At 56.1% G+C, this 26,560-nt stretch carries 23 protein-coding genes; 13 read left to right on the top strand and 10 right to left on the bottom strand.

Annotated elements, in window-relative coordinates; genetic code table 11:
- The first annotated feature begins 713 nt into the window (after positions 1 to 713).
- Positions 714 to 863 carry a hypothetical protein gene (locus tag VGN12_27470; GenBank protein ID HEY4313222.1) on the top strand — a complete coding sequence of 50 codons (150 nt, stop codon included), beginning with the start codon at positions 714 to 716 and terminating at the stop codon, positions 861 to 863.
- A 470-nt stretch (positions 864 to 1,333) separates the two neighbouring features.
- Here VGN12_27470 and VGN12_27465 read toward each other — a convergent pair whose 3' ends face one another.
- From VGN12_27465 to VGN12_27450, 4 genes are all read right to left on the bottom strand, one after another.
- A complete protein-coding gene (locus VGN12_27465) occupies positions 1,334 to 1,750 on the bottom strand; it encodes an SOS response-associated peptidase family protein (GenBank protein HEY4313221.1) in 417 nt (138 codons plus the stop codon).
- Positions 1,750 to 2,895: a lectin-like protein gene (locus VGN12_27460; GenBank protein ID HEY4313220.1), complete on the bottom strand. Its 1,146-nt coding sequence runs from the start codon at positions 2,893 to 2,895 to the stop codon at positions 1,750 to 1,752. Before VGN12_27460 ends, VGN12_27465 begins: the two co-directional genes overlap by 1 nt.
- A 312-nt stretch (positions 2,896 to 3,207) precedes the next feature.
- Complete coding sequence (locus tag VGN12_27455) at positions 3,208 to 3,888, bottom strand: PEP-CTERM sorting domain-containing protein (protein HEY4313219.1); 681 nt, start codon at positions 3,886 to 3,888, stop codon at positions 3,208 to 3,210.
- 857 nt (positions 3,889 to 4,745) lie between these two features.
- A complete protein-coding gene (locus VGN12_27450) occupies positions 4,746 to 4,997 on the bottom strand; it encodes a hypothetical protein (GenBank protein HEY4313218.1) in 252 nt (83 codons plus the stop codon).
- A gap of 1,737 nt (positions 4,998 to 6,734) precedes the next feature.
- Between VGN12_27450 and VGN12_27445 the strand changes: the two genes are divergently transcribed.
- The 6 genes from VGN12_27445 (at position 6,735) to VGN12_27420 (ending at position 13,472) form a co-directional block, all read left to right on the top strand.
- Positions 6,735 to 7,724, top strand: a complete 990-nt coding sequence (locus VGN12_27445; GenBank protein HEY4313217.1) for a hypothetical protein — start codon at positions 6,735 to 6,737, stop codon at positions 7,722 to 7,724.
- A 1,245-nt stretch (positions 7,725 to 8,969) separates the two neighbouring features.
- Positions 8,970 to 9,446, top strand: a complete 477-nt coding sequence (locus VGN12_27440; GenBank protein ID HEY4313216.1) for a hypothetical protein — start codon at positions 8,970 to 8,972, stop codon at positions 9,444 to 9,446.
- A gap of 206 nt (positions 9,447 to 9,652) precedes the next feature.
- Positions 9,653 to 10,042, top strand: coding sequence for a hypothetical protein (locus tag VGN12_27435; protein HEY4313215.1), 390 nt, complete (start codon positions 9,653 to 9,655; stop codon positions 10,040 to 10,042).
- A 32-nt stretch (positions 10,043 to 10,074) separates the two neighbouring features.
- Positions 10,075 to 11,937 carry a tape measure protein gene (locus VGN12_27430; protein ID HEY4313214.1) on the top strand — a complete coding sequence of 621 codons (1,863 nt, stop codon included), beginning with the start codon at positions 10,075 to 10,077 and terminating at the stop codon, positions 11,935 to 11,937.
- An 86-nt stretch (positions 11,938 to 12,023) separates the two neighbouring features.
- Positions 12,024 to 12,890 (top strand): hypothetical protein, encoded by an 867-nt coding sequence (locus VGN12_27425; protein HEY4313213.1) that lies wholly within the window; start codon positions 12,024 to 12,026, stop codon positions 12,888 to 12,890.
- A gap of 36 nt (positions 12,891 to 12,926) precedes the next feature.
- On the top strand, positions 12,927 to 13,472 hold the full coding sequence (locus VGN12_27420) for a hypothetical protein (protein HEY4313212.1): 546 nt from the start codon (positions 12,927 to 12,929) through the stop codon (positions 13,470 to 13,472).
- Between the two features lie 102 nt (positions 13,473 to 13,574).
- Here VGN12_27420 and VGN12_27415 read toward each other — a convergent pair whose 3' ends face one another.
- Positions 13,575 to 13,982: a helix-turn-helix domain-containing protein gene (locus VGN12_27415; GenBank protein HEY4313211.1), complete on the bottom strand. Its 408-nt coding sequence runs from the start codon at positions 13,980 to 13,982 to the stop codon at positions 13,575 to 13,577.
- Between the two features lie 1,389 nt (positions 13,983 to 15,371).
- Here VGN12_27415 and VGN12_27410 point away from each other — a divergent pair.
- The gene (locus VGN12_27410; protein HEY4313210.1) at positions 15,372 to 15,641 is read left to right on the top strand and encodes a hypothetical protein; all 270 of its coding nucleotides are present in this window, start codon (positions 15,372 to 15,374) and stop codon (positions 15,639 to 15,641) included.
- An 839-nt stretch (positions 15,642 to 16,480) separates the two neighbouring features.
- Here VGN12_27410 and VGN12_27405 read toward each other — a convergent pair.
- Together VGN12_27405 and VGN12_27400 are read right to left on the bottom strand one after the other, a co-directional pair.
- Positions 16,481 to 18,172, bottom strand: coding sequence for a DNA methyltransferase (locus VGN12_27405; GenBank protein ID HEY4313209.1), 1,692 nt, complete (start codon positions 18,170 to 18,172; stop codon positions 16,481 to 16,483).
- A 619-nt stretch (positions 18,173 to 18,791) separates the two neighbouring features.
- A complete protein-coding gene (locus VGN12_27400) occupies positions 18,792 to 20,033 on the bottom strand; it encodes a tyrosine-type recombinase/integrase (protein ID HEY4313208.1) in 1,242 nt (413 codons plus the stop codon).
- Between the two features lie 326 nt (positions 20,034 to 20,359).
- Here VGN12_27400 and VGN12_27395 point away from each other — a divergent pair, with 326 nt between their 5' ends.
- Complete coding sequence (locus VGN12_27395; protein HEY4313207.1) at positions 20,360 to 20,716, top strand: hypothetical protein; 357 nt, start codon at positions 20,360 to 20,362, stop codon at positions 20,714 to 20,716.
- A gap of 173 nt (positions 20,717 to 20,889) precedes the next feature.
- Positions 20,890 to 21,318, top strand: a complete 429-nt coding sequence (locus VGN12_27390; protein HEY4313206.1) for a hypothetical protein — start codon at positions 20,890 to 20,892, stop codon at positions 21,316 to 21,318.
- A 49-nt stretch (positions 21,319 to 21,367) separates the two neighbouring features.
- Here VGN12_27390 and VGN12_27385 read toward each other — a convergent pair whose 3' ends face one another.
- The 3 genes from VGN12_27385 to VGN12_27375 form a co-directional block, all read right to left on the bottom strand.
- Complete coding sequence (locus VGN12_27385) at positions 21,368 to 22,306, bottom strand: hypothetical protein (protein ID HEY4313205.1); 939 nt, start codon at positions 22,304 to 22,306, stop codon at positions 21,368 to 21,370.
- Between the two features lie 99 nt (positions 22,307 to 22,405).
- Positions 22,406 to 23,482, bottom strand: a complete 1,077-nt coding sequence (locus tag VGN12_27380) for a thermonuclease family protein (protein HEY4313204.1) — start codon at positions 23,480 to 23,482, stop codon at positions 22,406 to 22,408.
- Between the two features lie 51 nt (positions 23,483 to 23,533).
- Complete coding sequence (locus tag VGN12_27375) at positions 23,534 to 24,283, bottom strand: hypothetical protein (GenBank protein HEY4313203.1); 750 nt, start codon at positions 24,281 to 24,283, stop codon at positions 23,534 to 23,536.
- A gap of 646 nt (positions 24,284 to 24,929) precedes the next feature.
- Here VGN12_27375 and VGN12_27370 point away from each other — a divergent pair.
- The 3 genes from VGN12_27370 (at position 24,930) to VGN12_27360 (ending at position 26,521) form a co-directional block, all read left to right on the top strand.
- A complete protein-coding gene (locus VGN12_27370; protein ID HEY4313202.1) occupies positions 24,930 to 25,211 on the top strand; it encodes a helix-turn-helix domain-containing protein in 282 nt (93 codons plus the stop codon).
- Positions 25,212 to 25,445: 234 nt separating this feature from the next.
- Positions 25,446 to 25,760, top strand: a complete 315-nt coding sequence (locus VGN12_27365) for a hypothetical protein (GenBank protein HEY4313201.1) — start codon at positions 25,446 to 25,448, stop codon at positions 25,758 to 25,760.
- Between the two features lie 308 nt (positions 25,761 to 26,068).
- A complete protein-coding gene (locus tag VGN12_27360) occupies positions 26,069 to 26,521 on the top strand; it encodes a hypothetical protein (protein HEY4313200.1) in 453 nt (150 codons plus the stop codon).
- The last annotated feature ends 39 nt before the right edge of the window (positions 26,522 to 26,560 follow it).

Genomic DNA, 26,560 nt, shown 5'->3' with positions numbered 1-26,560 from the left:
CTCGGCCAATGCCAGTGCTCTGGCGACGGACGGTCAGGCCTTGTACGCCGTGCCCGAACCGTCGACCGTGGCCCTGTCCCTCATGGGAGGCTTTGGTCTGCTGTTGGCGGCGTTGCGACGCCGTCGTGCGGCCTAACCCCGCAACGGGTTCGATCGCTAAAACTTGAATGCGGCTCTTCACCGCCGGGCACACCAAATGTGCCCGGCGGTTTTTTTTGCGCGCGCGCCCCAGAGCGTCGCATGTCAGGTCTGATATTAACGACGCGCCTTGCTCCTTGACCTGCCATCCGTTGATGGACTTCGATCATGGATGGGCCAAACAGACGTCGCGCACTTGACGCGATTTTGAATGCCACTCAAACTGACGTCGCCGCACGCGAGAGTGGCGGAATTGGCAGACGCGCTGGACTTAGGATGCTAAGTTCGGTGCGTCTGTTTTTGTTTGCGCTGCACGGACTTATGTAAGTGGCAAGGACTTACCCATTGGTCGCTAGTGGTCAGCCGCGGTCACGATTGGTGGCATTTGGTCGTTTCCTTTGCGCGCCGGTTGCGCGCTGAATGCCGATGACCATCTACCACAAACCAAAGCACGGTACTATCCCGCCAGACCCACACACGCGAAAATGGCCGGTGATTCTAGGGTGAGTGATGCAGAGTGGACAGCTTAGCCAATCCACTTTGCAATGCAAAGTACAGTGGCTACAATCGGCGACATGAGCACAATTAGCCTTTATCGAAGCGGGCGCTTTTGGGGAGGGATGACAGCCGCGTTTGCTCTCGGCGTCGTCGTCGGATTCGTACTGTGCTATGTCGTGCTGGTGGCTCTAACGGTCATGACGAGCTATGCGGGGCATTCACCGTGACGTCTGCGGGGTCGTGGGCGATTAGTGTGTGCAGTGGCTATTCCAAGCGGGCTTCGGGGAACAGCGCCCTTGCTCTGGCGTGAGCCTCGTCCCCGGCTGCAAACGGCATTGGGATAACGTCCACCGGTTCGTCCCCAAGCCATCTTCGCCATAGGGAAATCTCCGCTGGTTTATATTGCGTCTTGCGTGACATTACGTGGCGCTTTGGCCCAGCGGCGATTGCCGCTTTATTCGATGCTAAAAAATCGCGCCGCTCTTGAATGCAGTGCTTCTCCCATGCTAACCACAGCGCAAAGGCCGTCACCAATAGGAGCATCGTGCCGACCCCGAACTGGAACCACCGTCGGCGGGTAGGCGGTCCATCGCTCACGGCTTCATCTCCAACTCCTGCGCCTGCCTAGCCGCGGCCTGCCACGCTTCGCTCTCGGTCGCCCCTCTGGCGACAATCGTATGATCCCCGCGCCGGGCGTCTACAACGCCTTCTGGAGACTTCCAGGACTCCCAAAGACCGGCGAATGCCATCTGCGCGCCAGACCTAAGGCTGACGTAATGCGGCTGCTTATCTGTCTTGCGCCATTCGTAGAAGCCGTCAGCCAAGACCAGACACGCCGCTTCGTGAACGCTGAACGGAAGGCAGGCTTTGTATCCACGGTCTCAACGCGAGCATTGATGCACGACGAGCCGATCTTGGCATCCTTGGCCCAGCCAGGAATGAGCCCCCATTTGGCTTTGAAGAATTCGCGCTGATCGCTGTCGCGAATACAGAGAACTTTTTGCGTCGGAGCGATGTTATACGCCGGCCCCCAGTCATCGTCGAACGTCCGGGCGACCGCGAAGACCTCGGCGAAGAGGCGAGGATTGGTAAAGAGATTGAAGCGGCCGCACATCAGAGACCTCGGCGCCGACGAATCGCCAGCAACGCCAGGCCGCCTAGTCCCGCAAGGATGGCAGTGTAGGGCTCGGGAGCTGCTGTGGAATAGGCGACGATCTGGCCGTCAAATGTCTGAACGACGCCTAGATCCGAGATCGTAAAATGCAACGGGATCGTCAGCTTATATCCGCTGCCGAATGCCTCGAGCTTGCCTTGCTGGCTGGTCGTGCTGATGGCGCTGGTGCCCGTTAAGTCGAGCGATCCGGCCGTGCCTCCCAGTATGTAGTCCAGACTTCCCGCGAGCGTGCTTAGGGATATTCCCGTGGCATTGAAGTTCCCTTGGCTATCCAAGGGAAGCATGGCCGTATTGGATTGGAGAAAGTCGAGGCCGTGATAAGCTCCCAAAGCGGGCGCCCCGGAGATCGTTGCCGCGTCGCCGAACGCGGCCGGCGCATTGCCGGGCACGAATGGACCAACCTGATCGATCGGTTTGATATCTCCACCCAAGAGTGTGATCTGCTGGGGCGTCGAGACATCTGCGTAAAGCGAGCCTTGCAACTGGTTAGTTAGTGAATTGGGGAGTTGTTCCTGGATGGTCGCGCCCTGCGCAGTACCAGAAAGCGTAAGCACGCTTTCGGACGAATTGATGACGAACTGCGTACCCGTGGGCACCGGCGTTTCGACCACTCCGTAGATCGGGCCGACGTAGGGATACGTAGGACCAGGATTGTTAACAATGTCGTGCCACTTGGTCGCGTTTTCGCCGAAACCAAGATTGCCGCGCGCGATAAAAACCCAGTGCTCATCCCCGAGGTTCGGTTGGCCGCGCGCCGTATCCCAGTTGGTATAGTTGACGGGTTCGCCGTCGGCCCACGTAAAGGTGTCGTTGAGGTCGCTGTCGTTGAGACCGATCCATAGGTTTCGTTGGCCGGCGCTGAACGTATCAAAGATCCAAGCGTTCTCGGCGGCATCGTTGACCGTGGCGAGAGTACCCCCTAGCGCGAGCGCTTCCGACTCTGAGGTCGACCAGGTGTCCGGGCTCAGCAGGTAGTAGCTGTGACCGTTCGCCGGATCGACGACGGGGCCGCTCATGACAGCGGCAGAAGAAGAGGAAGCGCAGATGGCAATCAGGGCGAAAAGTGCCCGGAGATTGTGGATCATTAGCCTATTCCTTGGATGTAGATTGCGCGCTCTGCATGCCAATCAAGCAGTGCGGGTGCGCGATGCAACGTTAAGAAAGTGCAGCCGGAAAGAAAGTACGACTAGCGGTGTAGTGACGACCGTGTCGTATCCGGCTTTTAGATGACGCTCAGTAGCGTGCTCCGAGAGAGATCCGCGTTGGGCTAGAGCCTAATCTTCCCCCTCGCGAATTGCAATAATACGCACTACAGCCTGCCAAACGGCCTGGCAAGCCACTCGACCATCTGGTCATGTAAGCCGGCTCGAACGTGGCAGAAGCGATTCTGTGCGGCCTTACTTCCGCCGGCGCAACGCCATCAAAGCAAATGCGGCCGTTGCGGCAAGGACCAGCGTGGAGGGCTCGGGAACGCTGAAGCTAACATTATCGGCCGCAAAGATCGTATTGAACGGCATCGTGAGGGATAGATCGACGTGGTTGAATCCCGATAGATCGATGAAGCCAAGAAAGTGGTCGCCGGAACTCACATACGTACTGAAGTCGGTCGTCTGCCCATTAATGGTTATGGTAGCATCTGGGGTAGAGGGGAAGTACCAATCAGCGGCGAAGCCCGTGACGGAATAGTCGAACTGCACTGACGGGGACACGGGAGGGGTATCACCATCTTGCAAGGCAGTTTCGATTCGCCAGCTATTGGTGCCGTTCACCGCCCCGTCTGCGCCCCCACTCTCAATTAGATTACCGCTGGGCCGTTGCACATCAATTTTGAGTAGGCCGATCTGCGAGATGCCCTCCGGCAATTGATAATCGTAGACAGGAACAACACCATTCGTGTAGAGATATGTGGGGAGCGGGAAGCTATCAAACGTTTCGGTTGCGACTTTCGACGCTCCACCCATTGCCGCCTCCCATGCCGTCCGCGAAGTGAACACCTGAATAGCGCCGTACGAAGCGGTTGGGCTGAACATGGTCGCAACAATAATTGATACGCAACAGCGGAATACTACAAAGCGCATTTGAATGCCCATCGTGTCGTGTAAGAAATGCTCGGCAAGGGACGAGCATTGGGCCTACCCCAAAGCTAAATGCGCCCTTAAACCGATCTGAGAAGCCTCTGAATAGACCCTAACGTTATTTCGTCGGCCGAACGTTTGTGGCCTTAGGATCTCACGGGCATGCTCACGAGGATACGATGGACCGGTGATTGATACCGATTCGCGGATATTACTTAGGGAATTAGCGATTTGCAACTATTTTTAATCTCGTCGCCAATCGCCCGGCAGGACTCCCTGACCAGGATGTCGAATGACGTACCGCCGGAGACGCGGCGTGGGGAGGTCAATCTATCTCGCCAGTGCCAAATCAATAGCCGCTTGGACCGCGCCGATGGTGTCGCCGACCAACCTTCGACGCTTGGGCTCAGTCAGCGTGCATACGAATTCATGGCCAGCGCCGGACGATTTGCGCCGGAAGATGGCGTGTCCGCGATGCTGGGCGAAAGGCTTATCGGAACTAGCGCCCTCAGATGGCTGATCGGTTGACATTAAGTCCAGTTCCGGATTGTTGGAGGGGTGCCTGCATGTGCAAGCATAATCCTTCAGATGAACCAGGACGAATACCATTCGGCGCATACAAAAGGCCGACAGCAGTCCTTGGGAGATGCTGTTCGGCCTCTTGCGGGAGCAGGCGGGCTCCCCAGTCGGCCTATCGACGGCCCGTGCCGCTGTCTTGAGCCAGAATGCAGGCCGGCGCATGAAAAAAGGCTGCCGGCCTGGTCGGGGGTGACAAGGTGCCGGCAGCCTTCGTGTCGATGCTGCAAATATAGGATGCCGAAAGGCGAACGGGACGTCCGGTGCGTGCTCGTTGACTTAAGTCAACTTGGGCTGGCGCCTGAACCGTGTCTTAACGCGAACAGGATGGCAATGAGGGCACCAAGAAGCGCGCCCAAACCCCAAATCGCGACCATTGTCACGCCGCGCACGGCCATTTGCGCCGACACGCATCCCAGGAAGATGACGAGCGCGGTGGCGGCGACCTTAAGTCTGCTGCGGTAGATAGATGAATGAGCCATGTCAAAGCATAGCTCGCGGAAAAGAGCAAAAAAGGCCGCCTGGCAGCGTGACATTCGTTCCAGGCGGCCCCGGCCGTAAGCACTCGCTACCAGCCGAGTTCAAGATTAGCTACAGAGAAATTGGGCAGCAACAATGCGGCGCAAGAAAAAGCCGCGGTACCAATGCGGTCTGCGGAAAACTGGCGCGTCGTGTTACCGGAGGTCAGAAAGGGTCGGCGATGTTGAATTGCCGACCGCACTTGGAGCATAACCAAGTCCGTTGAGCTGATTTCGCTCGCCCCGTGTCCGCAGGTTCCGTTTCCCAGTCATATTTGACGGCCAAGAGCCTTACCACGGTCGAGCCACATTCGGGGCATCGCGGTTTTTTGTCGCGCTTCTTCTTCGTCATACAGCAGCCTCGTCGATGATCGAGGAAGCCGCCTAGCATTCCCAAAGTGCTCGACATAGTACACGGGCCGACGACGGTCGGCCAGCGCACAAAAAAAGTGGACGAACGGAACAAGCTCAGTGTGCCACCATTTTCGGCAGCCATTGAGTCACTGCGCATCACAAACACCCGCAAACAGTGCCAACGTCGGCATTGTTGTGGGTGTTCGATTGCAAGCGCGAATTCCGTGCCAAACCCTAGCGTGTTGCCGTCTTGCAATGGTCGCTCAATCGCCCAAGGCGTCTCGGCAATCCGGTGCAGCTGCCAGACAGGGACTTTACAAAATACTCCGTGTCGTAAAGCAGGTGCTAAGAACTCCACTCCAGGCTGAACCGCGGTACCTACTAATCCACGCGGTCTATGTCGATACCTCGGATGTAGTGAACAACGCATCTGGGGTGTATCCAAATGGATCGCATTAGCTTCGCCGATCTCCGGCGGATCACTGGCCTCCCGCCGTACGTTATCAACCACGCCTTAAACGTGCATGGCCCTGCTCCTGTCGACCGGGTTGGCATTTGTCGGCTGTGGGGCCGCGAGCAGCTTCCTCAGATCGAGGAGAGCCTGCGCAAGACAGCAGCAAAAAGCACATTGCCGCAGAGGCGGCAGTCGCTGGAAGGGGGCTTGCCATGAGAGCTAGCCGAAACGGTGCTCGCGGCAACGTAATGCCTACCGCGATGCGGCAGCTGCGACTTTTCCCGACTTCTACGGTTAGCCGTGCAAGGCCATGTGCGCGAATCCGGCCTACCAAAGCTACCGTTCGGGATCCGCTCTGGGCCTGCTCGTTCTACGTACTGCCACACGAAGCCGCAGAGGCTGAGCGGCTCTTCGGACATCTTTTAGGGGTTCAGGGATGAGCCAAACACCTTCGCGAAGTTGCACACCCAGTACGCACCAGGTAACCGAGGCGCAGCCTTTGCCGCCAACATGCTGCGGCAAACCTCACGAAATGCTCACCGATAATGAGGTGATTGATCTGCTGCGTCTCGACGCAGGGAGTGCAAACCCACGGGAACGGCTCAGGAACTTAATTCGCCGCTCCGGGTTGCCTGTGATTCGGCGGAATGGGCTCCGGCTCTATCGTCGTTCAGCCGTTGACGCCTGGCTGGCCGCCGGCGAAAGGCCGGCCCGCAGGACAATGAGTCCTGCGCGTCTGCCAGTCCCACAACGACTTACGGCGACCAACGGAGCCGGCGCGCAACCCGCGCGCAAAAAAGGCAGTCTTTGACGGCGGCGGCGTGAACGCCTGGCGAACGTATTCCGGCTCGGCGGCACTCCAAAAACACGCCTGCGCGCCTAGACCCGTATCATTGAGATAGACAGAGCAAAATCACAAGCGAAACAACAAGCTAAAGCCTCGCATCATGGAATTATTAACCGATCGGCAAGTTCATCCATTTTGCGAAATTCTCCCGGAGCCCGAAGACGAGCAGTTCGACGTGCTCTGTGACGATATCCGAAAGCACGGAATTCAAACCAATGTCATTGTTTACGAGAACAAAATCCTCGATGGGCGATGTCGATCTGCGGCAGCGAAAATTGTTGGCTGTCCCGTCCCAGAGGAGGAGTTCGTAGGCACCGATGTGGATGCAATCCTCCTCGTCTTCTCCAAGAACTTAGCGAGACGTCACTTGAATCCAGGCCAACGCGCAGCGATGGCATGCGATTTTAGAGACATGGTCCGGTCGCGAAACACCGGCAACGATTCGACAGTTGATGCTTCTGGAAATTATTTTCCAGAAGTAAAGAAGGCTGCCAATCCGTCGGGAAAGAATAGCGGCGGTAAGACGCAAAAAGAATTAGATGCGGAGAGACCCGATGCGAAGGTGGCCGAGAAGCTTGGCACCAACCGGACATCAATGCGCCAGTATGATGCCGTGAAAGCCCGTGATCCAGGTTTGGCGGCCGCAGTCTCCTCAGGAAAAATTAGACTGGGTACTGCCGCAAAGAAGTTGGCCTCTCGCGAGACCATCGCTAATGGAACGCCGGTCAAGGACCAGCTTGGAAACGAGATTCCGGAGAGTCTAGTTTCGGCATTTGAGGCCGCAAAAGACGCGCTCCACATGCTCGATGCGATCAACAAGCTAATGCACGAAGCAAAAGAACTCTGTGAGGGACCAGGCGGGAAATACATCTCGAAAACGCGTTTGGAAATCGAGCTGGGCAACACGAGGGGATACCTGAAAAGCGTACTTCCTTATGCCCTCTGCCCGGACTGCGCGGGAGCCGGTTGCAGGCATTGCCATCAGAACGGGTGGATCACCAGGAGCATGTATCGGAACGTTCCGGATGAGCCGACGTCTGACGACACGGCCCCCAAGGACGTTGCTCCGCCGTCGAAGTCAGCCGCGTAGAAAATAGTCGTTGGGCGGTTCGTTGGCATGATAGGAGTCTTGTAATGGTCCGGTTAGGGCACCTTGAATCTCCGATTGAAGACGGTAGAGGGCAACTTCGTTTTTCAGAGGACTATGCCGAATTGGTTCATCCCGATGCGCCAATTAAGGCGGCGCCGGATGGCGTCGTCATGGCACTCGATTTTGCGAGCGTATACCGCGATCTGCAACGCGTATGGGGGCCAATGGAGAGCTTCTCCTTACGGCATATGGCCATGGCTGCGTGCGTCGCTCCAATCTGCGTTGAGTCTTGGGAGCGGAAGGCGATCATAGGGACGACCGCTCATCGTGGACGTGGGAATCGGAAGAAATATGGATTCGCGGAACTGGTCGCTGTCTGCATTATTGGAGCGCTTCGCCGTAGAGGCGTAAGCCTAAATGCATGCAGGGCGGTGCATCGTTTTATCATCGGTAATCCTGCTCCGGCGGCCGAGGGGCCCGGTCAAGGCTCAGACCAACTATTCGTTGAAGAGACCGAGAACCTGCAAGCCTAGGCGACGGCATTTTTTAAACGCCGAAGCCTTTCAGTAGCCAACTGCTGCAATCCAAGTCCCGCCTAAACGGAGTCGTGAAGCCTAGCGTTCAAAATCATCCTGTCTGCCAGCCGGCGAGCGATTCGCGCCGGGTACACGCCTTGTTGCGACCGTAGAAATCAATCGCGGCTTTTAAGCTCCCTAACGCAGGCGCGCGGAACAGACAGGTTATGAAATACGACCTGATCCCCTGACCGCAATAAGCTCTTGGGAAGAGGGGGCAGTTTTAGTCAGTGGCGATGGCAATGACACCAAGCGTTAGGCTTGCGGCCTCGCTGGCAACAATATAGTCGCGCCCTTTCATCCAACGAACTCACGCTAAGGGCAAAACTTAGTAACGTCGCTTCCGGCTCAAAATCGCCAACGGGTTCACGACGCAAAACCTGAATCGGGGGGGCTTCAACGATGGCATGGCGCCGCCGCAGCTAGATGCGCATCGCGTTACCACTCGGGAAGCATTTTCAGCGGCGAGAGAGAACATCGCCACAACGCCGAATCCGACACACCCGGAAAAACCACACATTCGGGGACGGTGATGGAAAGTTCCCACAAGAATCAGGTTTAACCGGGTGGTCGGTATCGAAATTGATTTGACGAGCGACAGCGCGAATGAGTTTAGCATTCGGGTGTACCAACCCAAGCGATCACGTCCCCGGCAACCGCGAGTTCCACGATGTCAAACTTGGCAGATGTTTATAGGCTCGTGCCGCTGACAAACGTCGAGACTGGCCGCGTGATAAAGGGAAATATTATTTTCCCGTCAGACGCCGGCGCACTCTACTACAGTGTCACTCTATGGGCTGAGCCATGGTGGACTGCGAACCAATGGCAAGTATCTGCTGGTCCGGTCGACTACAGCCCTCCGACAGGCCGCGTTGAAGGCAACTGGACATTGTCGCAGGGGACTTCGTTGCTCTTGGATGTGAATCAGGCGTTTCGCTGCATTCAATGTTCGGCATCCGTGCAGTCTGTGCAGAACGCATTTGAAATCTCTTCGTTAGGAAATGGTGTGGTTCAATTCCAGGCTTCGTTTAACGGGGTAGTGGTGGATCAGTTCACCACTGCCGGCCAGGACGATCCGTACGCATTCGCCGTGTTCTCCGACCAAGTTGACATTCCGAGCCTATTCACGGGCGACTGGCGATACTAGCGAACAGATGGGCGACACCGGCGACAAAACCACCAAATTGCGCGACGACAAGTTAGAAAGCGTCGGCCTTGTCTACTGAGTGACCATGAACGCAACGGCCACACGCCCGGTCAACCACGGCGGCTGTGCGCGGGCTGCGGCAATCGCACTGATCCCTGCTTCTACTGCAGCACGCGATGTCGGCGCGCTGAACATGAAAGTTGCAAGTGACCGAGACCAAGCGGCAGTACCAAACGATCTTGCTCGGTAACGGTACGTACGAGTGCCTGCTAGTCGACTACGAAGCGTTCCGCAACGAGATAGCGAACGGTGTGATGCGGGATCGCGCTCTCGCTTTGCTGGAAAGTGAGCCAGGAACAGCGGAGGGCGTCGATCGCGTTTATCGCCAGCTACAGCGCGAGTGCGCTGAGGTCAACGCCCGGATAGATCACTGCGTGCTGACGGACCCCGAATCGCGGGCGCTGATTTTGTGGGATCTATTGCGTGACCGCCATGCGGATACGTTCCCGGATCCAGACAGTGTTGCCGAGTTCATCCGGGGCATGGATGCCGAGGAAATTGCAAGAAAACTACTGCGAGTGCCCTTCGGCATGTGACATCGCGAGGCAGCCCAAGGAGGGGCGTAGAGATGGGATTCAAACTTGCAGAACTGTTTGTGCAGATCAGCGCGAATGGCGCCGCCAACGTAAACAATCAACTCAATGCCGTGCATACCTCTCTGCTGCGCGTCGGTGGCGCGGCGGCTGCGATGTTTGGGGCAGGCGGGGGCCTATTCGGACTCGGTAAATCAATCCAGATTTCCAGCCAGTTCGAGCAGCTTGACGTGGCTTTCACCACGATGCTACACAGCGCCAGTCTCGCCAAAGAGACGATGGCCGACCTATTTCAGTTTGCTGCTACGACGCCATTTGAATTTCCTGAAGTGGCGCAAGCCGGCAAGCAACTTCTGGCTTACGGCTTCCAGCAAAAAGAGATCATGGCGAATCTCCGCATGATCGGAGATATCGCCTCGGGGGTAGGCGCGCCGCTGGGTGAGATCACGTATCTATTTGGCACGTCACTGGCGCAGGGCCGCGTGATGACGAGGGATCTCATGCAGTTCGCCAATCGCGGTATCCCGGTGATTGCTGCGCTGGCTGAGCATTTTCAGGTAGCCAATTCGGCAGTGCTGGATTTAGCGCAGGACGGCAAGATTTCGTTCGATGACCTGTCGGCTGCCTTCAAGATTCTCACGAAAGACGGTGGGCAATACGGCGGCATGATGGAGAAGCAGTCCCACACGCTGCTGGGGTTGTACTCCACGCTCAAAGACAATGTCACTATGTCCTTGAAGGAGATCGGCGACTCGATCGTCAAGAACTTCGACCTCAAGGGCAAGACGGAATCGCTGATCGAGTTCACGACCGCCATGAAGCCACTGCTGGTGGACTTCGTCGGCAACATTGTGCAGGCGATTTCATTTGTCGGGGAATGGGGTGGCTCGTTTATCAAAGCGGCTGCCGGAGTAGTTGCCTTCCGGACTGCGCTGGCATTGGTATCGTCAGCATTCAGGACGGCATCGATGGGTGCCGCAATCTTCAATGCCATGTCCGGGCCGGCCGGGTGGGCAAAGCTCATTGCCGGTGCTGCTGCTGCTGCCATCGCCATTGCAGGAATCAGCGCAGCTTTCGACAAGGTAGCCAGCGCCGCTGCCGGCGCACAAGAGGCTTCGGCGAAGGTCAATGAAGAAACTGCCAAGTCGTCCGCAAAACAAAGTCAGGAAGACAAGCATTACGCGACGATCGGCGCACGGTTGCGCGAGGTTGCCCTATTACGGCGCCAGCAAGCGGAGCTTGGGAAGAAGATGCAAGATCCGAATCTCACGCCAGAACAGCGTGGCGACTTGGCCTTGCAAAGCCAACGCAATCAAGCGCGTATGCAGCACCTACTCAGCCCGGCAGCCCGGGAAGCGGAGCGACAAGTAGCCGCTGGTCTTTTCGGCGGCGGAGGTACCGGAAGGCGTCCTGATAATCCAGCCATCAAGGGAATGCTCGCCGGCGAAGACGCCAAAAAGTTTTTTGGCGTAGAGGGCAAGTTTGACAATGCGGGCCGCGGCAACCTGGCCGAGACCATCAAACGCTCGCAAGCGATTCGACGTGAGACGCTAGGGGATCAAGGGAAATTCCTGGAACGCATGAAAGAGATTGCCGCGTTGGAAGGCAAAGTAGGAGGACTTTCAGCGACTGAAGCCGCCGCCGCTCGCCATAAGGCAGCGGGGGATCAAGCCGATAACATTCTCGCCGACAAGAAACCCCTTCACGAGATGCGCCGCATGGGATTGGAAGATTTTTCGAGGACAATCCAGGAAGGAATCCTCAAGGCGGCCCAAGAAAAAGAAGCGAACGAGAAACGCGACAGAATGGTCGCGGCGCTTGAGAACATGAATAAGAACCAGCTTACCGCGGCTGGCGTCAAGGAAGCGGTCGCGCCTCTCAAATACATTGGCCCATAGTCACTATGCCAGTTATGACACCGGCCAGGTTTCGACAGGCCATCAAAATCGCCAACATTGAGCAAATCACAAGGATGCGTCCGTAAATGGGCAAGTACCAATTCCAATCGCGTACGCCCTATTACGGCATCGGCTACGAAGAAATGCCGCGTTCGCCGAAGTTCGGATTCCAGCGCGGCACCGGCATGTATGCGACCCGCATCCTGCGCTGCAATTGGTCCGACGCTAACGCCCTCTGCCGGGAACTGCTGGGCGTGATCGAGTTCGTCGCGGGGGTGCCGAACTTCGTCAACCCGCTCACCGCGCCGGGGTTGCAATATCTGATCGTCAATCAGATCGACGTCGAGCCGTTTGATGGCGACTCGCCGGACGGCGACACGGAATTGACGCTTGGAACTACCGCCTCGACCTACGAAGGGGTCGGTGCGATGGTCACGGCGCAATACAAGACGATGGACCTGAATCAGGACCAGAACCGCCCGAACATCCCCGATGGCACATACCTGTCGATCCGGGAAACACTCGGGGTCGAGTATCAGACACTGCCCGGTCGCACTTGGGTATGGACCAGCAACAGTCAGCCGCTGCCTGATGACGTAGCTGCCGGCATGATAATTCCAACCGGGCAGATCGTGGCCAACTGGTCGCGAGTTGCGCAGCCACCAGATATCACGGTCGAAAACGCCCGCGGCAAGGTCAACACATCGACCTTTATTGGAAGGGCTGCCGGCACTGTGCTGTTCCTGGGAATGAACAAGAACCGCCAGTTCCAATTCGACGACAGTAACTCCGGACTCTACGACCTGGAGTACTCGTTCTCGATAAACAACAAGGGCTGGAACAAGTTCTACGACCCGGCGCGCGGAGACTGGTTTACGATTAAGGCGACCATCGGTGGCGCCCCACCATACGCCAGTACCTCATTCGATCAACTGTTCGGCTACAACGGCTAGCGCAGAACTTCGTTATTTGTCCGAAGGGATCGCAAGATGGCACAAGGAAGTTTGCCCGTGGGTCGTAAACCTTGGTTTATCCGATGGCCTAAAAAGCTTCAGGCATTGTTGGTCGCGCTTAGCGAAGGCCATTCGCAACGGACTGCGTGTGACCTGGCGGGAGTTCCCCTCTCCTGCTTTTACCAGTCACTTGCGAAGGCCGACGTCCTTGTCGAGGCGTGTGAATCAGAAGGCAAAGTCCCGAGTGCGCGAGATACGAAATACATGCAATTTGCGGAGCGCGTTCGGACTGCCGAGAGTGTACCGATCGACAAGAACATCAAAACGATTCAGGCATTTGCGACTGAGTCATGGCAGGCGGCAGCTTGGATGCTCGAACGCCGACGGCCGCACGATTTCGGCAAGATGTCAAGACACGAACTGAGCGGTCCGGAGGGTGGCCCTATCCGCCAGAAGCACGAAGGCGACGTCAAAAAGATGACAGACGCCGAACTGGAGGCAATCATTCGCGCCGCAGTTAGCGAACTTCCTGCTAGCGCTTTGGATCCGTCAGACGCCTTATCGAACGAACTGACAAGCTGAAACTGCCGCGTTGACATCTCACCGAGTTGCCCATCGGCATTCCGGCCACCTGGACCAGCGCACGGCCGCACTCAAGAAGGCCGTCCAGATCGCGTCAGATGGCTAGGATGGCCACGGGTCAGGCATTGACAGGTGGACGAGCCGGAGCGGGTTAGCGGCCTTGCTGCGCGCTCTGCGTGCCTTTTCTGGAGGCAGTTCGTGTCGCTGCACACGACGGCGTTCAAGGAAGGCATCAAGTTCCTTGGCGTCGATGCGAATGCCACGCTTGCCGGCCCCGAGTCGGAAGTACTCGATCTGTTTCCGCTCGCAGAGTTGATAGACCGTCGGCCGTGAGAGATTCAGCCACACGGCGGCCTGGGAGACCGTCAGGAGCCGGGCGGAATCCCGTGTTGGCATCTGGTTGTAGCGCACGCTCGTGTCGTGTTCCATTTTGGCGATAAGGCTGTCGGCCATTTTCTCGAACGATGCAACACGTTTCTCGGCTTGCTTGTTGATGGTGGCTGTGGACATGGTTCTGCAGGGTTTCGGACGTCTCAACGCGAACGGCTTGGAGATACTGGACTAATGAGCTATTGCTAGCCAGCGTTCCGACAAATTTGGTAATGCGTCGAAGCTTCGCAGAGGACAGCTTATGGTGGTTGTGGCCCTATTCTCGACGTAAGGAGCCAATGCTTGAAGCAGTTGACATCTCCAGACACAGCTCTTCGAGCCAAAGCAGGGGACGGGAGCGTCAACGGGCCAGAAAGTGCTCGTTCGCCATAGCCGGGCCTGCCCCGCCGCCGCCAGCCCCGAAACTCGAGCCCATCGGCACGAACGTCCGAAACGTGCCCGAATCTGAAGGCGCGTAGTTGGTGTAGTGTCGCACACCGGAAATCGATGCAGATTCAGGAGCAGCCCAGCCAGCGACTGTCCAAACTCTCCAGGTCTGGTTCGGCATCCAATACCAATGGCGCCCATGGTAATACACATAGCGCCAGTCCGCTCCCAAGCGCCCCATAGCACGGCCAGTATCAGTGTTCTCAACCGCAGGCTGAACTGCGAGCGAGATAGCTGGACAGCAGCCCACGAACAACAGGAGAAGCAGGCATGATCGGAACATTTGAGAATCTCCGATTTCAGTTGCGCCTTACCCCAAGGCGGCAAAAACTGGGGCCAACGGTGGCTCGGTAACTTGCACATGGCAGGAATCGTGATGGTCCCACAGTCCGATCATCATCGCTGCCGTTGCCGCCTCTGCGGACCTTTCACGCTGCATCCCGCTCGCATTACCGCGGCAATGATGGCACCGCCAGGACGCGAAACAGTCGGCCCCAAAGCGCTCTACGATGGCCGAATAACGAATGCCGTCGATCTTGATGGTCTGACTGTGCTGAGTCATAGTGCCCGTCCATTTGCTCGTAAACGCTCTTCCGGCCACTAAGCAAACGTCGCGCCACGCCGGACATCGACCACCGCGATGGAGGAAGAATGATCCGGGCGGTTGAATCGCGACCAGAAAGATGGCGATTAGAAACGAAGTGACGGCCTAAAATTCCGACGACCTGAGAAATGGCCCGCGCGACGCCCGTCCAGAGCAACGTCCGCGGGCCGTGACGGCCGTCTTGGAGGAAGCCAAGTGGCCGCAAAGATCGTATGAGCAAAGAACGGACCGCCAAGTGGGCCCTACCTGGCGGCCCTCGCCGACCTCCCGTCGGAAGCGCGGCGTCCTTCCAAAGGTAGCGAGTTCGATTGAGCGAGCAAGCGGATTGGACTTAAACACTCAGCGGATCCCGTCCAAGTGTCTTCGCTGCCGGTTTTGAGAGGTGTGCTGCAATTTGTTCGTACCAGATGAAGGGATTTGATACCGTCGGTTGAGAGAACTTCGCCCTCAATCCCTCACCAGCGTTCGAGGAATCTATCGTGCAAGTAATGCTCTCCGGGATATTGACGACGACCATTTTTGCAATGTGCGTTGGCTACACTATGGAAGCACAGGCCGGCCCAAGTGCGCAATTCGAAGAACGCGCATTTTCAAAGCTCGACGCCAATCGGGACAACTTGTTGACCGAGAGTGAATTCGTCGGCGAGAAAGCCGGCAAGGCCGCGGCCAAAGCAAAAAAGCAATTCCAGATGCGCGATAAAAATGGCGACAAATCACTCACGCTCAAGGAATACTCGAAGCGGCCGTGAGTTCGGTCTATCGTCGGGGAAGATGGGGCACTGGAATCTGAGGCCCCAGGACCTGCCAGCAAGTCGGCAATGGGCTGTCCAAGCCCTCTCGGACGCGGCAGGCGCGGCGTGGCGAGGTCGAGAGCAGGATCGGCGCACGAAGAAGGCCGTAGCGCCTTGGGGTGTCGCTGCGGCCAGTGCCCTAGATTCGTGCCATCCCTAACACGGTCTAGAGTCATGGGATTTATCGGCATTTGCACGGGCTCGCCGTGAGTTAAGGCCGGCGCATGAAAACGCTGCCGGGAGCCTGGACGGCAACAACTGAGCGGCGAGCGCAAAAAAAAAGACCGTCGGACAGCGTTCGGGGTACCATCCGACGATCAGCCTGGCACTCGTGGCGCCAGGATGTATGGGTTGAACACCGCTCCGATTAAAAAGTGCCGGATCGCGAATGTGGCGCATGAAAAAGGCCACACGGCAGCGTGACCAAACCGACCGGCCTGGCTGAAAGCACGCGCCACAGCCAGTGTTCGAAAATGGCCGCCGTTAACGTCCGCGGCAATAGTGGCCTTTGTCGAGACAGCTTCTATAAGCCGGCGGCGGCCGGCAGGTGTCGACAGCCCTCAGGACACTTGCCCCGGCCTCCTATCCCTCAGCGCGATCAGGACAGCAATCAGGGCGCCGAGAAGCGTCCCAGTCGTCGCGATGCTGGACATGGTCAGGCCATGAAGGGCGGTCCAGCCGACGGTGATTCCGAGGAGAACCATAATCGCCACGGATGCGATTTGAAGACCGCGGCGGATTGAAGAATGATTCACGATATTCGCCTCAATCAGTTGGCCATGCCCATGCGCTAGTGGCTATCCTGCCGATGATCCAAAGTCGAGCTTCTTCTGAGCGCGCTTCGAGTCGGCAAGCTTTTTGCGAGGCTTTGGGGCTGGTTTGAATGTTCGCTGATCGCGAGTAGGAGGTAATTGAACTCGTAACCCATCAAGTAACTGGCCGACGGTTAATAATTGTAGACGAGGATATTTCTCGCGATTCCAAGGAGACTCGTAGAAACCGGCCGTAGCAGCTTCGGTTCGCATCTGTCGCGTCGGTTCCTGCATTGAGATCATAACACCAATCGCAGCTTTTTCGCGATCCATCACTCCACGCAAGTCGCGCAATTGACTGACAGTTAACTTCCCGGCCTTGACAGAAAAGACGACCTGCTTGGTTTTGCCAGATTCGCCTTCATCATGAAAATACAATCGCCCATCAATGCCTTTATCCGCCCCCTTCTTTTGCTCTGTAGGTCGCGCACCTGCTAATCCAAGAGCCCACCACTGGAATTGGTATGGATCAGAATTTGCGAGGGTCTCGGCATCAGGCAGTGAAATTGGCTCGCCTACCACGTTGAACTCTGCAGGGCCACTAAACGACGTTACGAGCCGATGCTTTATCAGAGTGATAGCTAGATGCGTAATGTCAATTCCGACCCAATGACGATGAAGCCTATTTGCCGCTGCTACAGCGGTTCCGCAGCCGCAAAATGGATCAAGGATAACATCTCCCGTATTGCTGCTTGAGAGTATTAATCGCTCTAGCAATGATTCCGGCTTCTGAGTCGGATATCCAAGGCGCTCTGTAGCTGCAGAATTTAGCCACAGTTTCGGGCTCGCCCAGACATCTTGGTACGAGACGCCTTTTAGGTCATCAACATAGATCTTCAATCGAGGCATGCCCGTTTTTGTGTATACGATTCTTCCTTCTGCCTGTAGCCGCTCCATATTCTCTTTTGTATAGCTCCACATCCGGCCGCTCGGCGGACACTTCCCCTCCCACTCAAACTGACCAGAATCCCTGCCATGTGCAGGGGCGCTTAAATCTCTCTTGCGATACTTGCGACCGTCCGCGTCGGTATCGAAATCGTGCGCGGCGAAGAATGCATCATCTGGTGGCTCATACTGCGGATTCCACGTATATCTCTTGCTCTTGGTAAAAAACAAGATCGTATCGTGAACTCTTCCATATCGCTGAGGATCGTTATGAGCCGACGTACGCTGCCAAATCACTTCGTTCCGAAAGGACGATGGCCCAAAGACTGCATCCATCAATAGCTTGAGATAATGGCTGGCAGTCGAATCACAATGCAAATAGATGGACCCTGTCTCCCTCAGTACACGATGAAGCTCCGACAATCGCGGAGCCATCATGCAGAGATAGGCAAGCATGTCGTTATTTCCTAAAAACAGTCGACACGCTTGCAGGATCTCGGATAACTTGCCACCACTCTCAACTACAAGTTCGAACGCTGCGGCCGCTGAAGCGTCCCAGCGCCACGTATCTTCGAAGGCGCGAATCTGCGCGGCCGAACGGCTGCCGTCCTGCTCAGCAAAAAGGACGTTGTAGTCCTGATTGCTTTTGAATGGCGGATCAAGATAGATGAGGTCCACCGATTCGTCATCGATATACCTACGTAGGACGTCAAGGTTGTCGCCGTAATACAGAGTGTTTGAGCCCGAAGGCGCTGTGCCTCCGTTCGACGCGACAGTTTTTGACTTGGCCATGAGTCCGGTTCCTGCCTAGAAGCCGTAGTGACTTCAAAGGTTACGTCCTAGAAACCAGGGCAAAGACCCAAACCTTCCCAGGCCGCATGTCCGGTTATTCGGAACCGCATGACCGAAGGGGTCGTGCGGGGCGCCGAGTGAAAATGCGTACCGATCAACGGTGCGAAAACGTAGTCCCGATTGATTCATAGCGCATAAACGCCGGGCACCTTTCGCTGTACCGCTGTTCGTGGCGCCGAGGGATGGACCTATTTCGAAATCCGGATGGGTACAATGCGTGAACCTCCGGTCGGAGGAAATTGCACAAAAGGATAGTCAGCCATGTGCCCTGAAGGTTCGAAATCTGCCTACGATCGATTTCCTCATTACCTAACGCCCCGCCAAGTCGCTGACAGGCTCGGTATCGACCATGGCAAGGTTTTGGGCTGGATTCATTCAGGCGAGTTGCGGGCCGCGAATCTGGCCCGTGTAGCGGGCGGTAGGCCCAGGTGGCGTATTTCCGCCGAGTCTCTGGCTCTGTTCATCGCCGGACGAGAGAATCGGCCGCGGATCCAGCGCGTGAGACGCCAGCGAAGAGTCGTGAAGGACTATTTCAGCGAGGCTGTTGAAATCCCGGCTCTCAAGCGTTTGCGCTCTCAGCCGGGTAGAGCCACGATCGCACGAGATTAGTCACCGAAAGTAGCCGCTCGTCGCTAATAGACTCGCGGTACTGCTCGGCCATGCTCGTGTCGACGTGCCCCATGATGGCGTTTACTGCCACCTGGTCTTTCGACTCCCCGCCGATTGTCTCGAACATGTGCCGCAGAGCGTAGAACGCCAATCCCGGGCGGTGAAGTTTCTTGGCCTGCAGTAGCTTCACAAAAGCCTTGGTTATCGGATTGTCGCGGGTTTCCTTTGCCCATCGAAAACCGTATTTCGTGATGAAAAGCAGTTCTCGATCGCTCTCCAGTTTTGGTTCCTTGCGTGTGGCAAGCACAGCGCGTAATGCAGTGATGGTTTCCGGCCAAAGTGGACAGCGTCGCTCGACCTCTGTTTTCGGCCTCGGAAACTCGATGATCTTTGCTTTCCATTTGATGGATGCGATTGGCAACAATCCAATGTCCGCATTGCCAAAACCGCAGTTCAAACCCAGGAGAATCATCGCTTTTAACTGCACATCTGCGATCTCGATGAGTGATCTGAGCTGCTCGGCCGTCAGTAGCTTCTTGCCGCGTATCCGTCTCTGACGTCGCAGTGTCTGTTTGCTCGGCCTCTTAAATCCTGGCCCGAAAACAACCGGCTCCTTGAGTAACCGCACATCAAAGGCATATTTGAAAACGATCCTGACGCGATTGATTTCGTTGCCAAGCGACACCGGTCCCCATGTCTGCGAAAGGGCTGTTCGGAGTTTCCCAAAATCCTCAGTTGAAATGTCCGTAATGGGGCGATCCTTGCTGAATGCATATAGCAGCCTTTGCGTTGTGTTCCAGTAGTCGTCGAACGTTCTCTGCGCAATCTCGCTGGAATTTAGCAACGCCTCCTTGTCGGCCATGAATCGATTGCACATCTCCAGAATCGTTGCGCCGCCTTCTTTCTTAGTCCGCGGCACCCGACCAGCTAGCAAATCATCTTTCTGGGCGATCCACGTCTGCAATGCTCTGACACCGTCCGGATCGTCGCCCACTTTGCCGAAGTAGGCAAACTTGCCTTTAACCTTCTTGGCCCATCGCCCGGATGCGTGCGGAAACAACGGAAAATCCGGTCGAGGCTTTTTCGGCTTGTCAGGTTTGGATTTAGGGTCGGGCGTCTCATCCCTTACGGTCGTCAACGGATCAGTCAGAGAGGGTGGCCCTTGCGAACTGAAATCGGTGAACGGATCCATGTCGACCTTTATGGCTTTAGCGACGGCCAGTGATTCTCGTTGACAATACGACCGTTCGCAATCAAAATGCGGTCACTGAAACCTGCGTTGCCGGTCGCCCTCTTTCGTGATGACCGGCGGGAAAACAACAGCGTCTAGAAGTTCGATGCGTTTCACTGAATCGAAAACAACAAGTTCAGGGCCCGCGCGGCGGGCGAACCGGCCTTTGGTGTAGGTAACGATCCCACGGGCGGTCTGTTGTCCGTCCGAGTAAGCCACGGTCACTCGCCGCGCGGACCCCTTATTGCGCTCAGTGTTTTACTGCGCGCAGGAAAGGTTGGCTCCCAATGGCTACCGTCACATCCAAGAAGACGAAAAAGGCCAAGGACACAGACCAGTTTCGCTCCCAGTACGAAGCGGCCGTTACCCTTGCTCGCTTGTCCCGTGGGTGGCTGAAAGTCGATTTCGAACCGACAGGCAGCTATGGCCTCGAACATAGCAATGACGGCCAAGGTCACCTTTATGGCGTCTTGGTCGACATCTGCAATGAGAAGGCCGAAATGGCGCTCGGAAACGGAGAAATCGTTCTCGACGATCGCGGAACCAACTCCCTCGCGCAGCAACTGGCGCATGAATGTCGCGAAGTAGCGAATCAATGGAATAAGCTCGCGAGAATGTACGAGAAGCATGGCAACCAGGCGTGATGCGGGCCGTAGCGACCCCAGTTAGCGACTGAAGGTGCCACGCCCGGCCGGACAATCGATTTCGGCCGGGCGTGCTCGTATTAGATAGACCAGTTTCTTTTCAATTCCGCCAGCGGCATTCCACCCTACGAACATTGCGGCGCTGACGGGGCGGTTCTATTCAGGATGAACGCATGCCGATTCTTTACCACAGAACTGACTCAGCCGGAAAGATCCTTGCCGAGGGGTTTCGCGACGGCGCACGCGGTTTGGGCGAGATTTTTGGACCGCGCGTCTGGCTATCCGCGTCCCCACTTAATTGCAATGAGGGAGCAAAAGGAAGTCAACTACTTGAGGTCGTTGTTGATCTCTCGACAGAGGAACTTTTCTACAGATATGAAGTCCAAGAGGCAGATAAAACGTACCGCGAGTTCGTCTTTCCATCCTCTTTTTTGAACGCTAAGGCGAAAGTTCGAATGCTTATTGGCGAAGACTTGGACAGCGCTGAACGTGGTCCTTGGTGGAATGAGTATCCCACCGGGGAACCTCAAAAGACGTGGGACCGACTGCGTCGTGAGGATATTGAAATGGCCGACGATCCGGGACTGGGTTTGCCCGAATGAGGCTCGTGACGCGGGAGAAATATCGGGGCTGTAGTCGACACGATTGCATTCAGTCCAAGTCCCGCCTCTTTGGCTTACCTGCGGCATCAATGAAGGCGACCATCTTTGCAATGCGCGCCTTTTCGTCCTTAATCTTGCTAACGCGTTCCGCTCGCTTCAATGAGGTGAGCGCCGCTGACTTCGCGGTCTTGTTCATCCTCGAAACCGTAACAAGTGCGAGCGATTGAAACGCTTGTTCAGTGCCAGTCCCCGGCGGCGCCAGTAGTACTTCGACGAATGCCGGGACCGCGGATTTATCGCAACGCTTGAGCTCGTTCACGATCATCAAGATTCCCTCGAAAGCTGACGGATCCCACTTCTTCTGATCCTCGCTAAGCAGCTGAATATCCATTAACTCAAGCATGTCCCACTGGTCAGGCGCACGAGACCCGCCGGAGACTAGCGTCACCTTTGCCCGGAGCGGCGTTGACGGAATACCGTTTTCCGCATTTTTTGCGAGTTGGTCAGCGAAAGCGCGTCCCTTTTCTCGTTCCAGATACAAATACGCGCGTTCGTTCGCTCCATCCGCTTCCTGGAACGCGATCGAATAATGAGTCGTTTCCGCGTTCCGGTACTGATAATTCCAATAGTCCGCGAGATTTGCACGTCCCACAATGTAGAACGGCTTCCCGATAAACAGATCCGGATCGGCCTTAACTCGGACAAGCGAAGTCTCGTCACCGTTCTTTGGAAGTTTCTGCGGGACGGTCTTATCCTTTTGGGCCGGTTCGGAAAGTCTCGTTGTTTCCGATCTCAACGTCTCAAACATCGCGCTGGCGACGGCACTTGAGATGGTTTTTAGATCACTTATCGATTTGATTGCTTCGTAGCGCGCTTCACGATTTGGCGACGCCAACGACTCGATAAGACTGATTTCATTTTCATCTGCTTGCGTTGAAGAGCAGAGAAGAGCGATCGTTACGAGTACGACGTTAGAGCGAATGTGCATCGAATGACGGTCCTTCTTGCTGCATTCTTTAAAAGAGATCGATGACGGGATTCTTATTAGGTTGCAGTGCGTAAAGAGCCTCTGTCCGCCGATCGCTTACTATTTCTTGCGCTCGTAGACTTTTTTCCCGCTCTTGCTGTAGTGGTAGTGACCACCTCGCGGCCCAGTATACGTTGGGATACCATTTGCAGTATGGCCCGTTACAGCCTCGCTGTCTGGATTGCGATCAACGTCAATTGAAGTTGCGGACGATGATCGGGACGGTACAGAGGTCAGCGTGTTATCCGAACTCTCTGTCTTCACCACTGATGGGTGGCAAACACTGCACGGTGAATACTTGGCAGATGCGTCCGAGAGCTTTATCGGAATGCTGCTCTTGCTTAGATGCCGGCATCCAGGTGCATGATATTTGGTACCCGTCTTCGTTACATAGACGGTTTGCTCGTCAGTAGGTTTGGAGGACTGCGGCTTTAGCGAAACCGTGGGAGCTGCCGACGGCGAAGCGGGTTGCGCCACGGCGACGCTGGATTGCGCAGGAGGGTGTCGAAAGTCCCATGGCGCAACTGGTTTGTCATCCTGCCAAAGCCCTGCGTGTTTGGTCCGTGCTTCGCTTTCCGCATCGGCGAGTACTGCAGACTTCGAGTATTCGCGGTAATGCCAAGCCCAACCCTCCTGCACCAACTCTTTGTTGATCCAACGCGAACCTATGAATACGTGGCCTAACGTGCGCCCGTATTTGTCCTGTCCGTGCGACTCTACGACTACGTCTTTCTCGAAGGCCTTACCGGCTAGTGCCTTCCGAGCGAGCGTCCCATACGCTTGATGGCTCTCTGGGGCATCGATCCCTTCTAGACGGATTTTCACCTGGTGCTGCTGTCCATCCAGCAACGTGAGAGTATCCCCGTCGGTGATGCCGACAGCCTTGCCTTTGAGGACCTCGACGCGAGATATCGTGGATCCAATGTAGTCGCGGTCGTCTAAGCTAAGGCGATTCAGCGTGACAGCGACGATCCGGCCATTGGCTTCCTTGAGGTAGGCGACGCCATTTTGAAAATCCGCTAGCTCCGCTTCTGAATGAAACTTGCCTGTCGCGTCCGACCAACTACGGACGTCGGCACCAGCGATGGTAGCGCAAACCAATGACATGAAAACGGCGACGACTTGCCTCGAATCCATTTCGACCGTCCTCGATATTAAAAAGGCGCGCCATTCGGACCAATCGGGACTTCAGCGATGTTCCTTGCCAATCGTGGCACCTCTGTGAAGATCGCAAGACCAGCTCGCTGAGTTGGGAGTTGGCGCGAACGAAGATGCACTTCGCGAAAAACGCACGTGTCTAATTGCGATGTACCCCAACGCTGCGATCGCTAAGAAAGCGGTTCCGGGCTCCGGAACTTGGGAACCCGATAGCTGGACCTGAAGGCCGCTACCATTAAGGCCTGGGTCGCCGATGTTATGCACGATGAAGTCGAGCGTATTGACGCCGGATACAAATCCCGCTGAGACCGACAGCGGCGAGAATTGACTCCAACCACCCGTGTTGACGATGCCCGTCGACTGCCCATTAACGAGTACGTACGCGGCATCATCGACCGCCCACTGACCTGTGATTAAAAGCGTCGACGGATCAATTCCTGTTATGTCGAAAGTGGTTTGGTAGTCGTAGTCGCCACCTGGCATCGCGCCGTTCTGATCGGCCACAGGTGCGATCCATTGGCTGGTCATGCCGTTTGCTAGCCACCAGCCATCGAACGGATACGGCGTCGTGTCTAAGGCCACGAACGCCGATGGCCCAAGGCCCGAGCCAGTCGGCGCAGAAATGATTGAATAGTGAGCATCAATTGCTCCGGCGCCCAGCGGCGATCCATCGGCTGCCAAGCCTGTTCCGTAGAGGTTGGTAATCGGCGTTGCTTCTGCGATGCCGCGTGGCGCCATTAGAGCGGCAAACAACACCAGATTACTCACTGTCCGATTCATTAGAACTTCCTCTGCAGAAGCAATTGTCGATCAACAGCGTTGCCACGGGCAGATGATACTTCCGATCTGGCGGTGGTCAATCGAAAGCTGGTGACCTAAACCATCTGGCCTTCATAGTGGAGTTTGTTCTTGTCCTTATCTAAGACCACCCATCAGGCTGATGAACGGGACGTTCTCCCCGTCTGCTTTTTCAGCAGAAGGATTCTGATTCGATGCAAAATCGGCCCACGTCGAGTTAGGTTACCGCGAATTGAGGACCCGAGATCGTCCATATTAGACATGGACTATATCTACTCGATATACATAAGTCCATAAATAGACATAACTTACGATAATTTATCATATTGACATTCGGGGCGAGGTCGATAGATTTCCAGTATGCGACTTCGCTGAGATTGACTGGCACGGCACGCGGGCTTCGGCATGCGGAGTAGCCCAAATGTTCAAAGTCGGAGCAGACTGGAATTGGATGACAACTAAGCGAAGCGAAGTAGATCACCAATGCAAATCTGTTGGCATTAAATACGATCAACGCTCGGCAGCTTCGATTGGTCGAACTTAGCATCTTCGGTGAATCGAGGCTGGCACGTTTATGGTAAGAGATTGATCGACTTAAGCGCACCAACGAACGACGGCGTCTGAAGCAATGAGTTACGAAATACCACATGAACTGATCGCAGCGTTTGCCGACGCCCCGGCGCTATTAACCGTGGCGCAAGCGGCAAAACTGTTGAACATGTCACGACCAGGGATTTACGGTCTTTGCTATCGCGCCGGACTACGGCATTACCGGCTAGGTGGTATGGATAAGGGAATGATCCGAATTGCCAAGGATGATCTTGCAGCACTCGTGAAGGCTCGTCAGGTGCGACTCGCCAAGCGGAGGCGAAAGCGTCCGGCTAAGCCTAAGAATCAATTATCGCAATAGACATATAGAAGCGTTGACAGCGCCGCGGAGCGGCATGATATTACCGGAGACGACTGGACGCGGCTTGATAACCGCGCTGTGAGTGGAATTCCATGAGTCACAAAATGACCGCAACCCCGGTACGCCGTGCGCATGCTGGTAACACTTGCGCGGCGCTTTCACAGGCGCTTATCAAGCGACATACCGGGGCTGCGGTTTTTTTGCGCGCCTAGGGCGAGAGAGAGAATGTGCCAAATGGCTACCATTACCAAGCCCCCTGCGACCGAGTTGTTTCAGCCGAGTCGGATGCAACATCTCAATTGCTACCTAGATCGCCTAGGAGCCGCTGCCGACAGCGTTGGCTGGCTCATTGAAGTGATGAACGAGGTAACCGCCGCCGGCGAACCACGCAAGCGCTGGGGCGTCGGTTTAATGCTGCCTGGTGATGACAAGCTACACAACCTGCGCGTAGACGCCTCGAAGGAAGTCGGCCAGCAAATTCTGGTCTGGCTCCGAGAGAGGGTTTCAGAGCTTGAGGGCGCGCTGGCGTCTGTGCCAGGCGAGCTTTGAAGTCTCTCGTATATACGGTACCGGTTCACCTAACAAGTAGGAGGAAGGAAGCCCAGTTCTAGCCTGGCATTCCTCGTGAGATTGACAGTGCCGGAAATCGGCACGATACTGCGCAGGACGTTTGGACGCGGCCTTGAAACCGCGAACTGTGAGAGAATTTCCAATGCGTTACAGAAACACCCCAACCCCGGTTAGCCGCGCGCAGGCAGGTAACTCCTGCGCGGCACCCTCACAGGTGCTTTCAAGGCGACTGACCGGGGCTGGGGTTTTTTTGCGCGCCTATCCGGGCGCGAGAAGGGCTGGCCAAAATGGCTACAGCATTCGCAAGCGTTCCAAGTTCGAATTCCATTGACACGGATCAAGCGAACGAGATTTTGGAGCACATCGAAGATGGTTTGAGGTTTTCGCTTGGCCGAAAACTATCCGCCGAGTTTGAAGGGATTAAGGATCGGCTAGATTGGCGATTTGAAGGGGATCGCCTGCATGTTGCCTTCGTTATCAACGGCACGATGGACATTCCTCGAAGTCCAGAGGGCGCATTTGAGAGCCTGTATAAGCTGATTCAGGGACAGGCAAATCTCATCCGCTATCACCTTCGCCTGGGCGATACCCTGCGGCCAATCGAACCCGGGGTCGACGTCGACTTCGAGGACCTTGAGGTCGAGCCTGCCGGCACCGAGCCCTCGAACGCTGACAACAGTTCGGACCCCGTACTCAGGGTAAACGGTGATGTGTTTCGGCCGGACGGCGCCTCATCTTGAAGGTGCCGGGTGGGGCTGATCTTCTACGATCAGTCCCAC

The sequence above is a fragment of the Pirellulales bacterium genome, assembly GCA_036499395.1.
GTDB lineage: Bacteria > Planctomycetota > Planctomycetia > Pirellulales > JACPPG01 > JACPPG01.
The sequence above is the reverse complement of the archived record's forward strand: the minus strand, read 5'-3'. Positions and strand labels throughout refer to the sequence as shown.

What these genes read in the sequence shown, in the direction of transcription:
- VGN12_27470 (HEY4313222.1), top strand. Translation starts at nt 714, where the DNA reads ATGAGCACAATTAGCCTTTATCGAAGCGGGCGCTTTTGGGGAGGGATG.
- VGN12_27465 (HEY4313221.1), bottom strand. Translation starts at nt 1,750, where the DNA reads ATGTGCGGCCGCTTCAATCTCTTTACCAATCCTCGCCTCTTCGCCGAG.
- VGN12_27460 (HEY4313220.1), bottom strand. Translation starts at nt 2,895, where the DNA reads ATGATCCACAATCTCCGGGCACTTTTCGCCCTGATTGCCATCTGCGCT.
- VGN12_27455 (HEY4313219.1), bottom strand. Translation starts at nt 3,888, where the DNA reads ATGCGCTTTGTAGTATTCCGCTGTTGCGTATCAATTATTGTTGCGACC.
- VGN12_27450 (HEY4313218.1), bottom strand. Translation starts at nt 4,997, where the DNA reads ATGTCACGCTGCCAGGCGGCCTTTTTTGCTCTTTTCCGCGAGCTATGC.
- VGN12_27445 (HEY4313217.1), top strand. Translation starts at nt 6,735, where the DNA reads ATGGAATTATTAACCGATCGGCAAGTTCATCCATTTTGCGAAATTCTC.
- VGN12_27440 (HEY4313216.1), top strand. Translation starts at nt 8,970, where the DNA reads ATGTCAAACTTGGCAGATGTTTATAGGCTCGTGCCGCTGACAAACGTC.
- VGN12_27430 (HEY4313214.1), top strand. Translation starts at nt 10,075, where the DNA reads ATGGGATTCAAACTTGCAGAACTGTTTGTGCAGATCAGCGCGAATGGC.
- VGN12_27425 (HEY4313213.1), top strand. Translation starts at nt 12,024, where the DNA reads ATGGGCAAGTACCAATTCCAATCGCGTACGCCCTATTACGGCATCGGC.
- VGN12_27420 (HEY4313212.1), top strand. Translation starts at nt 12,927, where the DNA reads ATGGCACAAGGAAGTTTGCCCGTGGGTCGTAAACCTTGGTTTATCCGA.
- VGN12_27415 (HEY4313211.1), bottom strand. Translation starts at nt 13,982, where the DNA reads ATGTCCACAGCCACCATCAACAAGCAAGCCGAGAAACGTGTTGCATCG.
- VGN12_27405 (HEY4313209.1), bottom strand. Translation starts at nt 18,172, where the DNA reads ATGGCCAAGTCAAAAACTGTCGCGTCGAACGGAGGCACAGCGCCTTCG.
- VGN12_27400 (HEY4313208.1), bottom strand. Translation starts at nt 20,033, where the DNA reads ATGGATCCGTTCACCGATTTCAGTTCGCAAGGGCCACCCTCTCTGACT.
- VGN12_27395 (HEY4313207.1), top strand. Translation starts at nt 20,360, where the DNA reads ATGGCTACCGTCACATCCAAGAAGACGAAAAAGGCCAAGGACACAGAC.
- VGN12_27390 (HEY4313206.1), top strand. Translation starts at nt 20,890, where the DNA reads ATGCCGATTCTTTACCACAGAACTGACTCAGCCGGAAAGATCCTTGCC.
- VGN12_27385 (HEY4313205.1), bottom strand. Translation starts at nt 22,306, where the DNA reads ATGCACATTCGCTCTAACGTCGTACTCGTAACGATCGCTCTTCTCTGC.
- VGN12_27380 (HEY4313204.1), bottom strand. Translation starts at nt 23,482, where the DNA reads ATGGATTCGAGGCAAGTCGTCGCCGTTTTCATGTCATTGGTTTGCGCT.
- VGN12_27375 (HEY4313203.1), bottom strand. Translation starts at nt 24,283, where the DNA reads ATGAATCGGACAGTGAGTAATCTGGTGTTGTTTGCCGCTCTAATGGCG.
- VGN12_27370 (HEY4313202.1), top strand. Translation starts at nt 24,930, where the DNA reads ATGAGTTACGAAATACCACATGAACTGATCGCAGCGTTTGCCGACGCC.
- VGN12_27365 (HEY4313201.1), top strand. Translation starts at nt 25,446, where the DNA reads ATGGCTACCATTACCAAGCCCCCTGCGACCGAGTTGTTTCAGCCGAGT.
- VGN12_27360 (HEY4313200.1), top strand. Translation starts at nt 26,069, where the DNA reads ATGGCTACAGCATTCGCAAGCGTTCCAAGTTCGAATTCCATTGACACG.